At 70.7% G+C, this 14,029-nt stretch carries 10 protein-coding genes and 3 pseudogenes; 11 read left to right on the top strand and 2 right to left on the bottom strand.

The features are described from left to right. Positions 1-72 precede the first annotated feature (72 nt). A complete protein-coding gene (locus ACQ86G_RS13825; protein WP_431261081.1) occupies positions 73-2,454 on the top strand; it encodes a penicillin acylase family protein in 2,382 nt (793 codons plus the stop codon). 57 nt (positions 2,455-2,511) lie between these two features. Here ACQ86G_RS13825 and pncB read toward each other — a convergent pair whose 3' ends face one another. Further along, the gene (pncB, locus tag ACQ86G_RS13820) at positions 2,512-3,726 is read right to left on the bottom strand and encodes a nicotinate phosphoribosyltransferase (protein ID WP_431261080.1); all 1,215 of its coding nucleotides are present in this window, start codon (positions 3,724-3,726) and stop codon (positions 2,512-2,514) included. 74 nt (positions 3,727-3,800) lie between these two features. Here pncB and ACQ86G_RS13815 point away from each other — a divergent pair, with 74 nt between their 5' ends. Beyond that, a complete protein-coding gene (locus ACQ86G_RS13815; RefSeq protein WP_431261079.1) occupies positions 3,801-4,634 on the top strand; it encodes a hypothetical protein in 834 nt (277 codons plus the stop codon). Positions 4,635-4,681: 47 nt separating this feature from the next. Here ACQ86G_RS13815 and ACQ86G_RS13810 read toward each other — a convergent pair whose 3' ends face one another. Continuing rightward, positions 4,682-5,107 (bottom strand): Lrp/AsnC family transcriptional regulator, encoded by a 426-nt coding sequence (locus tag ACQ86G_RS13810; protein ID WP_431261078.1) that lies wholly within the window; start codon positions 5,105-5,107, stop codon positions 4,682-4,684. Positions 5,108-5,288: 181 nt separating this feature from the next. On the opposite strand from ACQ86G_RS13810, the gene ACQ86G_RS13805 reads away from it, so the two are divergent. The 9 genes and pseudogenes from ACQ86G_RS13805 to cobA all read left to right on the top strand — a co-directional run bounded on the left by ACQ86G_RS13805 (position 5,289) and on the right by cobA (position 13,997). Next, positions 5,289-6,491: an ornithine cyclodeaminase gene (locus tag ACQ86G_RS13805; RefSeq protein ID WP_431261077.1), complete on the top strand. Its 1,203-nt coding sequence runs from the start codon at positions 5,289-5,291 to the stop codon at positions 6,489-6,491. Further along, positions 6,481-6,525 (top strand): annotated as a pseudogene (locus ACQ86G_RS13800) (hypothetical protein); the annotation flags it as partial. The gene ACQ86G_RS13805 and the pseudogene ACQ86G_RS13800, both read left to right, overlap by 11 nt. Before the next feature lie 62 nt (positions 6,526-6,587). After that, positions 6,588-7,343 (top strand): annotated as a pseudogene (gene ybiB / locus ACQ86G_RS13795) (DNA-binding protein YbiB); the annotation flags it as partial. 287 nt (positions 7,344-7,630) lie between these two features. Continuing rightward, positions 7,631-9,318 (top strand): annotated as a pseudogene (locus ACQ86G_RS13790) (nitrite/sulfite reductase). 35 nt (positions 9,319-9,353) lie between these two features. Beyond that, positions 9,354-9,854, top strand: coding sequence for a DUF934 domain-containing protein (locus ACQ86G_RS13785; protein WP_431261076.1), 501 nt, complete (start codon positions 9,354-9,356; stop codon positions 9,852-9,854). Positions 9,855-9,856: 2 nt separating this feature from the next. Continuing rightward, the gene (locus tag ACQ86G_RS13780; protein ID WP_431261075.1) at positions 9,857-10,738 is read left to right on the top strand and encodes a phosphoadenylyl-sulfate reductase; all 882 of its coding nucleotides are present in this window, start codon (positions 9,857-9,859) and stop codon (positions 10,736-10,738) included. Positions 10,739-10,760: 22 nt separating this feature from the next. After that, complete coding sequence (gene cysD, locus ACQ86G_RS13775) at positions 10,761-11,720, top strand: sulfate adenylyltransferase subunit CysD (RefSeq protein ID WP_431099745.1); 960 nt, start codon at positions 10,761-10,763, stop codon at positions 11,718-11,720. After that, on the top strand, positions 11,720-13,087 hold the full coding sequence (locus tag ACQ86G_RS13770) for a sulfate adenylyltransferase subunit 1 (protein ID WP_431261074.1): 1,368 nt from the start codon (positions 11,720-11,722) through the stop codon (positions 13,085-13,087). The genes cysD and ACQ86G_RS13770 overlap by 1 nt, the downstream gene beginning before the upstream one ends. Positions 13,088-13,133: 46 nt before the next feature. After that, complete coding sequence (cobA, locus tag ACQ86G_RS13765; RefSeq protein WP_431261073.1) at positions 13,134-13,997, top strand: uroporphyrinogen-III C-methyltransferase; 864 nt, start codon at positions 13,134-13,136, stop codon at positions 13,995-13,997. The last annotated feature ends 32 nt before the right edge of the window (positions 13,998-14,029 follow it).

Below are 14,029 nucleotides of genomic sequence, written 5' to 3'. Positions count from 1 at the left end.
TCGGGGCTCGGTGGCGATCGGCCATCGACGCGAAGATTTGACCGGCGATCGCGCCCCGGATCAGGAGAGCACATGAGTGGAAAGAGCGCGCTGCGGCGCTGGACCGTGCGGGGCCTGGTGGGGCTGCCGTTCCTGGTGATCGGGCTGGCGATCGCGGCCTGGGCCTGCGTGCGCGCAAGCCTGCCGCAACTGGACGGCGAGGCCGAGATCCCCGGCCTGAGCGCGCCGGTGAGCCTGGGCCGCGATGCGCTCGGCACGCTGGTCGTCGAAGGCCGCACGCGCCTCGACGTCGCCCGCGGTCTGGGCTTCGCGCACGCGCAGGAGCGCTTTTTCGAGATGGACCTGACGCGCCGCTCGGCGGCCGGGGAACTGTCGGCGCTGTTCGGCGCCAAGGCGCTGGAGCGCGACCGCACGCGCCGCGTCCATCGCCTGCGCGCGCGGCTGACCGAACGCTTCGAAGGACTCTCGGGCGAGGACCGCCTGCTGCTGCTGGCCTACGCGGAGGGCGTCAACGCCGGTCTCCAGGCGTTGCCGATGCGTCCCTGGCAATACCTGGCCCTGCGCGCCAAGCCGCAGGACTGGACGCCGGTCGACTCGCTGCTGGTGATTTCGGAGATGTACTTCATGCTGCAGTCCGGCAGCGTCGAGGCGGGATTCGACCGCGCCACGCTGCGCGAGCATGCCGGCGACGCCGTGTTCGACTGGCTCAGCCCGCGCGGCGGGCGCTGGGACGCGGCGCTCGACGGCAGCCAGCTGCCGCCGCCGCCGATGCCGACGTCGGAACAGCTGGACGTGAGCCGGCCCCATACGCCGGCCATGCCGGCCACGCCGGCCAGCGGGCCCGCCCACCCGCCCGCCAGCGCCCGCGCGACCGACGAGCCCGCGGTCCTGGGCAGCAACAACTGGGCGGTCGCGGGCACGCGATCGACGCACGGCGGCGCGATCCTGGCCGACGACATGCACCTGGGCCTGGGCGTGCCGTCCATCTGGTACCGCGCGCAGTTCCAGATCGGCACCGGCGCCGGCGCCCTGCGCGCGGCCGGTGTGACGCTGCCGGGTCTGCCGGCGATGGTGGTGGGGTCCAACGGCTCGGTCGCCTGGGGATTCACCAATGCCTATGGGCAGTGGTTCGACTGGATCGAGGTCCCGCCGGATGCGAAGGTCTCGACGCGCACCGAGACGCTGGAGGTCCACGGCGGCCCGGCGGTGACGATGGAGGTGAGCGAGATCGGCGACGCGCCGATCGTCACCGTCGAGGGCGGACGCCGCTTCGCCCTGCACTGGATCGCGCACCAGGGCGCGGCCTACAACCTCGAACTCGATCGCATGCTGCAGGTACGCCATGTCAACGACGCGCTGGCGCTCGCCCAGCGCGCCGGCATGCCGCACCAGAACCTGCTCGCCGCCGACCGCAACGGCCAGATCGGCTGGACCGTCGCCGGTCGCCTGTGGGCGCAGCCGGGTCTGCCCGACGGATACGGCCGGTTCGTCTCGCCGTCGGCGATGCGGCGCGACTGGCTCGCGCCCGACCGCGCGCCGCAGGTGCTGTCGCCCGCGCAGGGTCAGCTGTGGACCGCCAACAACCGCCAGCTCGACGGCGCGCCGGGCGAGCTGCTGGGCGACGGCGGCTTCGACCTGGGCGCCCGCGCCCAGCAGATCCGCGACCGGCTCTCGGCCACCGACAAGCACGATGAAGCCTCGATCGGCGCCCTCCACCAGGACGACGACGCGCGCTTCATGAAGACCTGGGCGGCGCGCCTGCTGGCGGTGGCGCGCACCGACGCTGCCGCGAATCCGACGCACAAGGCCTTCGTGCAGCTGCTGGAGAACTGGAACGGGCGCGCCGACGCGGACTCCGCCGCCTACCGGCTGGTCCGCCAGGCGCGGCTGCGCGTGCTGGACACGCTGTGGGACGCCTGGACGCTGCCGTCGCTCGGCGATCGGCAGCTCGATCCGCAACGCCGCATGCGCTGGCGCAACCAGTTCGAGTACAGCGCCGCGCGCGCGGTGGACGAGCGTCCGCCGCACCTGCTCCCGGCGGCGTTCACGAGCTGGGACGCCTTGCTGCTGGCGCAGCTCGACGGTGCCGCGCGCGAGATCGCACCGGACGGCAACCTCGGCGGCGCGACCTGGGGGGCGCAGAACGCGAGCCGCATCCAGCATCCGCTGGCCAAGGCGATCCCGGCGCTGTCGCGCTGGCTGGACATGCCGTCGGTGCCGCAGGGCGGCGACAGCAACCTGCCCCATGTCGCCGGACCCGCGTTCGGCCAGTCCGAGCGGATGGTGGTCTCGCCGGGCCGCGAGGAGCAGGGCTGGCTGTCGATGCCGGGCGGCCAGAGCGGCCACCCGATGTCGCCGTTCTACGGCGCGGGGCATCAGGACTGGGTCGACGGCAAGCCGACGCCGTTGCTGGCGGGGCCGGTGATCCACAGGATCACGGCGCATCGGGACTGAACGTCCCGGCCGGACCGCGATCCCCGGCCAGGCCCGCCTCGCGAGGCGGGCCGGCGATCACGCCGGTGCCGGCACCTTGAACACCTGCCGCAGGTAGGCCAGGAAGGTCTGGTCCTCGCACATCGTCTTGCCGGGGCTGTCCGAGAGCTTGGCCACCGGCTGGCCGTTGACGTGGGTGAGCTTGATGACGATGTTCAGCGTCGGCAGGCCCACGTCGTTGCTGAGCTTGGTGCCGATGCCGAAGCCCAGCTGCACGCGGTCCGCGAAGTGGCGGTACAGCCCCAGCGCCTTGGGCATGTCCAGCGCGTCGGAGAACACCAGCCGCTTGGTGTTGGCATCGATGCGCAGGTGGTCGTAGTGGGCGAGCGCCTTCTCGCCCCACTCGACCGGGTCGCCCGAATCGTGGCGCAGGCCGTCGAACAGCTTGGCGAAGTAGAGGTCGAAATCGGCCAGGAACGCGTCCATGCCGATCACGTCGGTCAGTGCGATGCCGAGGTCGCCGCGGTACTCCTGCACCCAGTCCTCCAGCGCGGCCTTCTGGTGGTCGCGCAGCCGCACGCCGGTGGCCTGATAGGCCTGCAGGTACTCGTGCGCCATCGTGCCGATCGGCACCAGGCCGAGCTCCTTGGCCAGCAGCACGTTGGACGTGCCGCGGAAGGTCTCGGGCAGCTCGTCGCGCAGCGTGCGCAGCACCTCCTCGTGCCACGCACCGGAAAAGCGGCGGCGCAGGCCGAAGTCGAAGAACTGGAACGGATGCCGGCGCGGCGCCTCGTCACGCGTGAAGGTCCGGATCAGGTCGATCTTCTGCGCGAGGCGCCGGCGGCCCTCCTCGATCGCGGCACCTTGATCGAAGCGGCGGAAGTACAGCTCGTTGACCATCGCCAGCACGAAGATCTCGAAGGCCATCACGTGCACCTGCGGGCCGCGCACGACGATCTCGAGCTTCTCGCCGTCCGCCCTCACCGTGATGAACGCGCGCTGGAAGCGGAAGATGCGCAGCAGGTCGATGAAGTCCGGCTTCATGAAGCGCAGGCCGCTGAGGTACTCGAGCTCGTCGGCGCGGAAGGTCAGCGCGCAGAGGTGGTCGATCTCCCGCTCCAGGTCCGCGACCAGCTCCGCCAGCGGGTACTGCGGCGTGTTGCGGCACGCGAAGCGGTACTCGGCCTGCGCCTGCGGGTAGCGATGCAGCATCGCCTGCCACATCGTGAACTTGTAGAGATCGGTCTCCAGCAGGCTGCGGATCACCGGAGGCGGGGCGTCGGGACGGCTCATGGCCGGGGACTGTACCCGGGGGCCGCCCGGCTCGGCGATGATCGCGGCTTCGCCACACACCGAGCCCGCCCTTCGTGCACGAGCCCCTCGCCCACCGCCGTTGCCTCGGCCTCCTTCGCCGCCTGGGCGTCGCGGCGTCGCTGCTGCTGGCCGCGGCGGCGCAGGCGCAGGTCCCCGTCGCGATCGACAGGCCGCCCGACGCCGCCACGGCGATGAAGATGGTCTACGGGGGCAACACCTGGCGCCACGAGCGCGCGGCCGCCTTCTTCGGCGGTCGTTCGCCGACCTTGCGCGCGGAGATCCGCGAGGTCTTCCGCGGGCGCTACGTCGAGTCGAACGTCGACAAGCTGATGCTGGTCTATCAACTCACGCCCGGCCCGCGCGACCAGTTCCGCTGCGCGGCCTGCGTGCCGGCGCTGGGCGCCGCCGTGCTCGCCGCGGACGAGTCCGGCCGCTGGAAGCTGCGCGCCAAGGGGTTGCTGCTGATGCCGGGCGCGCCGGGATCCGGCGACGAGGAGCTGCAGCTGCTGCAGATCGCCGACGAGCGCTGGATCCTGCGCAGCCGCCGCTACGACATCGACCGGGGTCGCGAAAGCCGCACCGAACGGCTGGTGCTGGAGCGCGACGGCGAGATGCAGCTGGGCGCGGAACTCGGCTTCGACGAGAAGCCCGGGCCGCTGGCCTGCGGCGCGACCGCGTCGCCGCAGACCTCCGGCGTCAGCGTCCTGAGCCCCGGCCGCGGCCCGCGCGTCGAGATCGTGCTGCGCTTCAACGAGGGCGCCTGCAACGCGCTGCGCGCGGTGGTGCAGCGTACGCGCATGGAGCTGCGTGACGGCCGCTTCCAGCTCGAACCGGATGCGCCCGAGCCGGACGACGACGACCTGCCGGCCTCCGCCCCGAAACGCTGAGGCGCCTCGCCGCCGCGGCACTCATGTGCCTGCAGGCGTGCGCAGGCTCACGCCAGCTTGTAGGTCTGCAGGTGGATGCTGGTCTCGGTCGCGCCGATGCCCTTGATCAGGCGCACACGCTCCAGGATCTCGGCCAACTCGTTGAGGTTGTCCGCGCGCAGTTCGGCGAGCAGGTCCCAACGCCCGTTGGTGTCGAACAGCCCCGCCACGCCGGGCTCGCCGAGCAGGATGCCGACGACCTCGCGCGTGCGGTTGCCTTCCACCGCGATGCTCATCCAGGCCGTGATGTGCGGCTGCGCCACGTCGGCCCGCAGCTTGACCGTGTAGCCGACGATCTGCCCGCTGTCCTCCAGCCGGGTGAGCCGGTTGGTCACCGTCCCGCGCGACACCTTCAGCTTGTGCGCCAGCGTCGCGATGCTCGCGCGGGCGTCCTGCCGGAGCAGCGCGATGAGTTGATGGTCGAGTGTGTCCATGTTGGTGCGCCGGCGGCCGCATTGCGCGCGGATCGCCCAGGGTTAACCCGGATTTCAAAGCAAAACGTCAGGGTTCCCTGACGAAATGCGCAAGGCGCTTCGATTATTGATCAGTTCTCTGGCTTCCTGCTGACACGCCGATCCGAAGAATGGAGGCATTCCCACTTCCAAGAGTCCGCCGATGACGACCCGCCTCCTCCTCACGCCCGATGTCGCCCGCGTCGTCCGGCACGACGGCATCGCCCAGAGCTTCCAGACCCTCGCCCGCTACATCGCCGAGGACTACGTCCGATGGAGCGCCTTCGACAAGAGCGCCCGCGTCGCCAACCACTCGGACGACGGCGTGATCGAGCTGATGCCGATCTCGGACGCCTCGCTCTACAGCTTCAAGTACGTCAACGGCCACCCCAAAAACCACCTCGTGGGCCTGCCCACCGTGATGGCTTTCGGCGTGCTCGCCGACGTCGACACCGGCACGCCGCGGCTGCTGTCGGAGCTGACCCTCAGCACGGCGCTGCGCACCGCGGCCACGTCCGCGCTGGTCGCGCAACACCTGGCACGTCCCGGCTCACGCAGGATGGCCTTGATCGGCAACGGCGCGCAGAGCGAGTTCCAGGCCCTGGCCTTCCACCACCTGCTGGGCATAGCCGAGATCCGGCTCTTCGACGTCGATCCGGCCGCGACCGACAAGCTGGTGCGCCACCTGTCGCGCGTCGAGGGCCTGACCCTGGTCCGCTGCCGCGACGCCGCCGAAGCGGCGCGCGGCGCCGACATCGTCACGACGGTCACCGCCGACAAGCGCAACGCGACCATCGTGACGCCCGACATGATCGAGCCCGGCATGCACATCAACGGCGTCGGCGGCGACTGCCCGGGCAAGACGGAACTGCACCACGACGTGCTGGCGCGCGCCCAGGTGTTCGTCGAATACGAGCCGCAGTCGCGCATCGAGGGCGACGTGCAGCAGATGCCGGAAGACTTCCCGGTCACCGAGTTCTGGCGCGTGCTGCGCGGCGAGGCCGCCGGCCGGCGCAGCGACGAGGAGGTGACGGTCTTCGACTCGGTCGGTTTCGCGCTGGAGGACTTCGCGACGCTGCGCTGGCTGGGCGACCGCGCCGAGGCGCTCGGACTGGGCCGCGAGCTGGCCCTGGTGCCGGAGATGGACGATCCGAAGGATCTGTTCGGCGAGCTGGGTCTGACGCTCGCTGCCGAGGCGACCGATGCGGCCGCCGACGTCGCTGGCGCGGATGTCGCCGCGGTCGTCCCCGCGGGCCTGCGGGCGGCCCTCTTAAACTGCGTCCCTCAACGGAAGGACGCATGGACTACGCCCCCTCCTCAAGGAAATCGGCCGAGGCGCTCGCGGCGCCCGCGACCTGACGCGTGAGCAGGCGCGCGCGCTGTTCGCCGCGCTGCTCGCCGGCACAGTGCCCGACCTGGAGCGCGGCGCCATCCTGATCGCGATGCGCATCAAGGGGAGAGCCTCGATGAACTGCTCGGGTTCGTCGAGGCGATGCAAGAGGGAGCCGCCCGCGTGGCGGCGCCCGCCGGTCCCCGGACCGTCGTGCTGCCGACCTTCAATGGCGCTCGCAAGCAGGCCAACCTGATGCCGCTGGTGGCGATGCTGCTGGCCCGTGAAGGCATCCCGGTGCTGATCCACGGCCGCCATGACTTCGACAGCCGCATCAGCCCCTTCGAGCTCTTCGACGCGTTGGAACTCCCCGTCGCCCGGAACGTGGACGACGCCGGCCAGCGCCTGGCTTCGGACCGCCTCGCCATCCTGCCGACGGAAGTCATCCATCCCGGCCTCGACGCCATGATGGCGCTGCGCCCCCGCATGGGCCTGCGCAACAGCAGCCACAGCGTCGCGAAGCTGCTGGACCCGCTGCCGGGCCGCAGCGTGCGCGTCGTCGCGGTGACCCATCCGGAATATGTCGACAGCATGGGCGAGGCGCTGCCGCAGCTCAGCGCCGACGACGGCCATGCCCTGCTGATGCGCGCCAGCGAAGGCGAGGCCTACCTCCACCTCCGGCGCAAGGCCCACCTGCAAGGCTTCGCGAACGGGCAAGGCCTGGATCTCAACCCGGCAAGCAACGAGGATCTGGACTGGCCGCTGTCGCCCGCCTGCGAGCCCGCTGCCAATGCCGACTTCATCCGCGCGATCCTGGCCGGCACCGAGCCGCTGCCGCCGCGGATCGCCGATCAGATGTCGGCGTTACGCCGCCTGGCAACGGCCTGAGCGCGGCCTGCGGCCGCAAAACCCACCCTCATCCCACCCTCACCCCTCCCTCTCCCGCCCCTGCGGGAGAGGGGGAAGACGGAGGCGCGGTGAACCGCCGTGAGGGGCCAACGGCCTTTGCAGGATTCTTCATATGCTTATCTGGCCATAAGCAATCTACGATTTTGTAGTTCTCATATATATAAAGCGTTCATAGAGTGCAGACTCCCGGCCAGCCCTGGGCCAGCCGCGGTGTCTCTGACGCGCGGCGGGCCCCCTGAGAAACCCGGCCGGGTCCAGCCGACGCCATGTACGCCTATACCGACTTCGACCGCCAGTTCGTCCACGCCCGTGCGGCCCAGTACCGCGACCAGCTCGAACGCCATCTGGCCGGTCAGCTCCCCGACGACGACTTCCGCGCGCTGCGCCTGCAGAACGGCTGGTACATCCAGCGCCATGCGCCGATGCTGCGCGTCGCCGTGCCCTACGGCGTGCTCGACAGCCGCCAGCTGCGCCAGCTCGCGCGCATCGCCCGCGAGCACGACCGCGGCTACGGCCACTTCACCACGCGCCAGAACCTGCAGTTCAACTGGATCCCGCTGACGCAGTCGGCGGACGTCATGGACCTGCTGGCCGATGTCGACATGCACGGCATCCAGACCAGCGGCAACTGCATCCGCAACATCACCAGCGACGTCACCGCCGGCGTGGCCGCCGACGAGCTGATCGACCCGCGCCCGTATGCCGAAGTGCTGCGCCAGTGGTCGACGCTGCATCCTGAATTCGCCTTCCTGCCGCGCAAGTTCAAGATCGCGATCTCCGGCGCCAAGGAAGACCGCGCCGCCATCGCCTGGCACGACATCGGCCTGCAACTGCGCAGGAACGACGCCGGCGAGATCGGCTTCCAGGTCTTCGTCGGCGGCGGCATGGGCCGCACGCCGATCATCGGCCAGGAGATCAGCCCCTTCGTGCCGTGGCAGAACATCGTGCTGTACCTCGAAGCGATCGTGCGCACGTACAACCGTTTCGGGCGCCGCGACAACATGTACAAGGCGCGCATCAAGATCCTGGTGAAGGCCGAAGGCCAGGCCTATTTCGACGCGGTCAACGCCGAGTACCAGGCCATCCTGAACGACGACGCCGGCAGCCACGAGCAGCTCATCCCCGAGGCTGAACTGGCGCGCGTCGCCGCCAGCTTCGTGGAGCCGCAAGGCGTGACCCCGGTGCCGGGTGTCGACATCTTCGAAGGCGCTTCGCCGGCCTACCGCCGCTGGCTGGAACGCAACGTCCACGCGCACCGCGTCAGCGGCTACCGCTCGGTGACGCTGTCGCTCAAGCGCGTCGGCCTGCCGCCGGGCGACATCACCGACGCGCAGATGGACGCCGCCGCCGCGCTCTCCGACGCCTACAGCCACGGCGAGCTGCGCGTCTCGCACGACCAGAACCTGCTGCTGCCCTGGGTGCGCGAGAGCGACCTGCCCGCGCTCTTCGAGGCCGCGAAGGAACACGGCTTCGCCACGCCCAACATCGGCCTGCTGACCGACATGATCGTGTGCCCCGGCGGCGACTTCTGCGCGCTGGCCAACGCCCGCTCCATCCCCGTCGCGTCGGAGATCACCGACCGCTTCCAGGACCTCGACGAGCTCTGGGACATCGGCGACATCGACCTGCACATCAGCGGCTGCATCAACAGCTGCGGTCACCACCACAGCGGCCACATCGGCGTGCTCGGCGTCGACAAGGACGGCAGCGAGTGGTACCAGATCACGCTGGGCGGCTCGGACGGCTCGACGCAGTCGGCACGGCCGTGCCGGGCAAGGTGATCGGCCCGTCCTTCGCCGCCGACGAGGCCGCCGACGCCGTCGAGGCCGTGATCGCGACCTACCGCCGCGAGCGCGAGGCCGGCGAGCGCTTCCTCCAGACGGTCCGCCGCATCGGCCTGGACGCCTTCAAGCAGGCGACCAACGAGATCCGCCGCACGACCGCCAAGCAATGACCCCGAGCACCCCGGACATGGAACGCCCCCGCACCATGAAGTTCGTCTCCAAGGCCCAAGACCCCTGGCACACCTGCGCCGGCGAGGACGGCCCGCAACCGCATCCCGCCGCCGCCGACCACAAGCTGCTGACGCTGGAGCAGTGGCACGCCGTGCGCGACACCTGGCCCGAAGGCCTGGCGACCGGCGTGATCCTGCCCAACGACATCGACGTGCTCGACCTGAAGGACGACCTGCCGCGCCTCGCGCTGGCCGTGCTGCAGTTCCCGAAGTGGGTCGACGGCCGCGCGTACAGCCAGGCGCACGTGCTGCGCTCGCGGCTGCGCTTCGCCGGCGAGGTCCGCGCGACCGGTGAAGTGCTCGTCGACATGCTGCCGCTGCTGCAGCGTTGCGGCGTCGACGCGGTGCAGATGCGCGGCGACCAGAACCAGGAAGCCGCCGAGCGCGCACTGAGCTTCTTCCCCGGCCACTACCAGGCGGACGTCAACGAGACGCGCCCGCTGTTCGCCCGTCCGGGGCAGAAGTCCGAGGCCTGAGCATGAGCGGCGAGGTGTCTTCGCTGGACTTCGCGCCCATCGGCGGCGCGTCCGATGCCGCATCCGGAAGCGTCACGGCCGGCGTCTCCGCGCTGCCCGGCGCGGATGCCGGCGTCGGCTCGGCCATCGGCCTGTACGCCCGCAAGACCGCCGGCTTCGACGAACGCGTCGCACGCACGGTCGAGGTGCTGAAGCAGGCCGCGGCGGACTTCGGCCCCGGCGCGCTGCAGTCGACCTCGCTGGGCGTCGAGGACATGGTCATCACCGACCTCATTGCGCGCCACGGCCTGCCGATCGCGCTGGCGACGCTGGACACCGGCAAGCTGCATGCGGAAACGCTGGCGCTGATCCCGCGCATCCACGACCGCTACGGCATCGAGGTGGACGTCTTCGCGCCGGTGAACGAGCAGGTCGTCCACTTCGTCCGCGCCCACGGTGAAGAGCCGATGTATCGCAGCGTCGAGCTGCGCAAGGCCTGCTGCGGCGTGCGCAAGCTGGAGCCGCTGTCGCGCATGCTGGCCGGCCGCACGGCCTGGATCACCGGCCTGCGCCGCGAGCAGAGCGCCAACCGCGCCGAGGTCCCGTTCCGCGAGGATGACGGCCAAGGCCGCACCAAGATCAATCCGCTGGCCGAGTGGAGCTGGGCCGACGTCTGGCACTACGTGCAGCAGCACGTCGTTCCCTACAACCCGCTGCATGACCAGTTCATGCCCAGCATCGGCTGCGCGCCCTGCACCCGCGCGATCGCCGTCGGCGAGGACTTCCGCGCCGGCCGCTGGTGGTGGGAGGACAGCGCGAAGGAATGCGGGCTGCACGCCACGCATGCCGAGCCCGGCAGCGCCTCCGACACCGAATCTGAACCCGAAGCGTCCCCCCGACGTTGAACGCGACCTCCGGAGCCCAGGCATGAACGCCCCCGTGAACCTCGAACAACTGCTGCCGCTGGCGGACCACCGCCACCTGGACCACCTCGAAGAGGAGGCCATCTTCATCCTGCGCGAGGTCGCCGCCGCCTTCGAGCGCCCCGCCCTGCTGTTCTCCGGCGGCAAGGACTCGTGCGTGGTCCTGCGCCTGGCCGAGAAGGCCTTCAAGCGCCGCATCGCCGGCAACGAGTTCGCCGGCAAGCTGCCCTTCCCGTTGGTCCACGTGGACACCGGCCACAACTTCCCCGAGGTGATCGAGTTCCGCGACCGCCGCGTCGAGGAGATGGGCGAGCGTCTGGTCGTCGGCCACCTGGAAGACTCCATCAAGAAGGGCACGATCCGCCTGGCGCATCCGCTGGAATCGCGCAACGGCCACCAGACGGTGACGCTGCTGGAAACCATCGAGGAGCACCGCTTCGACGTGCTGATCGGCGGCGCCCGCCGCGACGAGGAGAAGGCGCGCGCCAAGGAGCGCATCTTCAGCCACCGCGACAGCTTCGGCCAATGGCAGCCGAAGGAACAGCGGCCCGAGCTGTGGAACCTCTTCAACACCCGCATCCGTCCGGGCGAGCACTTCCGCGCCTTCCCGATCAGCAACTGGACCGAGCTGGACGTGTGGCTCTACATCGCCCGCGAGAACATCCCGCTGCCGTCGCTGTACTTCGCGCACGACCGCCAGGTGATCCGCCGCAAGGGCCTGCTGGTGCCGCTGACCGACGTGACCCCGCCGGAAGCCGGCGAGACCGTCGAGACGGCGCAGGTGCGCTTCCGCACCGTCGGCGACATGACCTGCACCTGCCCGGTCGAGAGCCCGGCCGCCAACGCCGCCGACATCGTCGCCGAGACGCTGACGGTCACGGTCTCCGAGCGCGGCGCGACCCGCATGGACGACCGCACCTCCGACGCCTCGATGGAGCGCCGCAAGAAGGAGGGCTACTTCTGATGTCCGCCGTCCTGAACGCCCCGAACGACGCGAGCAATGCGAGCGCCTCGAGCAACGTGAGCACCGTGAGCCCCTCCCCCGCCGTGACCAAGATCCATCAATCCGACCTCGACACGACGCACCGCGCGCTGCGCTTCCTCACCGCCGGCAGCGTCGACGACGGCAAGAGCACGCTGATCGGGCGCCTGCTCTTCGACAGCCGCGCCATCCTCGCCGACCAGCTCGACACGCTGGCCAAGCGCGCCGCCGGCCAGCCGATCGACCTGAGCCTGCTGACCGACGGCCTCGAAGCCGAACGCGAACAGGGCATCACGATCGACGTCGCCTACCGCTACTTCGCGACCAAGCAGCGCAAGTTCATCATTGCCGACGCGCCGGGCCATGAGCAGTACACCCGCAACATGGTCACCGCCGCCGCGGGCAGCGATGCCGCAGTCGTGCTGGTGGACGTGACCAAGCTGGACCTGTCGGTCGACGACGTCCCGCTGCTGGCGCAGACGCGCCGCCACAGCCTGCTCGCGCACCTGCTGCGCGTGCCCAGCATCGTCTTCGCGATCAACAAGATCGACGCCGCCAAGAATCCGGGTGACGCGTTCCGCAAGGTCTCGGCCGCGCTGGAGAAGTTCGCCTCGGCCGCCGGCATCCGCGTGACCGCGGTCGTGCCCGTCTCCGCGCTGCGCGGCGACAACGTGACGCAGCCGCTGGAAGCGGACTGGTACGACGGTCCGTCGCTGCTGCAGGTGCTGGAGTCGCTGCCGACCGTGCAGGAAACGGTCGAGGCGCCGCTCGCGCTGCCGGTGCAGTACGTGGCCAAGGACGGCGACGGCACCGGCAACAACCCGCGCGTGCTGTGGGGCCGGATCGCGCAGGGCCAGGTGCAGGTCGGCGACGAAGTGCAGATCCTGCCGAGCGGCCAGACCGCCATCGTCGGCGAGCTGCGCCGCGCCGGCGAGCCGGTGGCGACCTCGGTCGCCGGTGAATCGGCCGGACTGCTGCTGGACCGCCAGGTCGACGTCTCGCGCGGCGACTGGATCGTCGCGCCGGGCGCGGCCACGCCCCGCCGGACCTTCGAGGCCACGCTGGCGTGGATCGACACCGAGCCGGCCGTCCTCGGCCGCAAGTACTGGGTGCGCCACGGCAACCGCTGGGTCCAGGCCCGCATCGCCGCGATCGACCACCGGCTGGACATCCAGACGCTGGCCGAGACCGAGGCGCACGAGCTGTCGGTCAACGAGATCGGCCACGTCACCATCGAGCTGCAGGCCGAGCTGCCGCTGCAGCCGTACGCGGACAACCGCGTCGGCGGCGCGCTGATCGTCGTGGACCCCACCAGCAACCGCACCAGCGGCGCGCTGCTGGTCCGCTGATCTCCCGGTCCTCCGCGCCCCCGACCGACCACCAGGAGCCATCGCCATGGGACGTGTCCTCTTCGTCAGCGCCGGACCCGGCGCCGCCGACCTGATCACGCTGCGCGGCGCACGGGCGCTCGCGCTGGCGGACGTCGTGCTGTTCGACGCCCTCACCGACCCGGCGCTGCGCGAGCTCGCGCCGCAGGCGAAGTGGCTGGACGTCGGCAAGCGCGGGTTCTGCCATTCCACGAAGCAGACGGCGATCAATGCCGCGCTGGTCCGCGAGGCCCAGGCGCATGAGGTCGTCGTCCGCTTGAAGGGCGGCGATGCCAACGTCTTCGGCCGCCTCGAGGAAGAACTGCTGGCGCTCGCCGAAGCGGACATCCCCTACGAGATCGTCCCTGGCGTGACTGCCGCGATCGCGGCCGCCGCGCAGACCGGACGACCGCTCACGCGGCGCGGCGCGGGTCGCAGCGTCGCGCTGACGACCGCCATGACGCGCGAGGGCGACCTGCAGGCCGGCAAGTCCGCCGACACCGAGGTGTTCTACATGGCCGGCCAGCAGCTGGCCGCCCTGGCCCGCCGGCTGCTCGCCGCAGGCTGGGATGCCGGCACGCCGGTGAGCGTCGTGTCCCGGGCCGGCTGCGCCGATGCGCTGTCCAGCGAGCACGACGTGGCGTCGCTGGGCGCGGCCTCGATGCTGCACAAGGGGCGGCCGACGGTGGTGATCGTCGGCGCGGGCGCGGCCCCGCTGGCGGAGCCGCCGGCCGGGTCGGGCACGGCCACCACCGCCGGAACGCGGGGCGACCCGGGCAAGGCGCTGGGCGGCGATGTGGGCGGGGATTTGGGCGATTACGCGACACCGTCCTCACGCCAAGACCTTGAGCCGCAGGGGCTGGAATCCCTGCCCCAAAGCCCGAACGTTTAAAATCTCCCGTTTTCCGTCAGCGCGACCGAGCC

The sequence above is a fragment of the Roseateles chitinivorans genome, assembly GCF_050632145.1.
In the GTDB taxonomy this organism is placed as follows: Bacteria; Pseudomonadota; Gammaproteobacteria; order Burkholderiales; family Burkholderiaceae_C; genus Roseateles; species Roseateles chitinivorans_B.
This window is presented reverse-complemented; position numbering and strand designations above follow the sequence as displayed.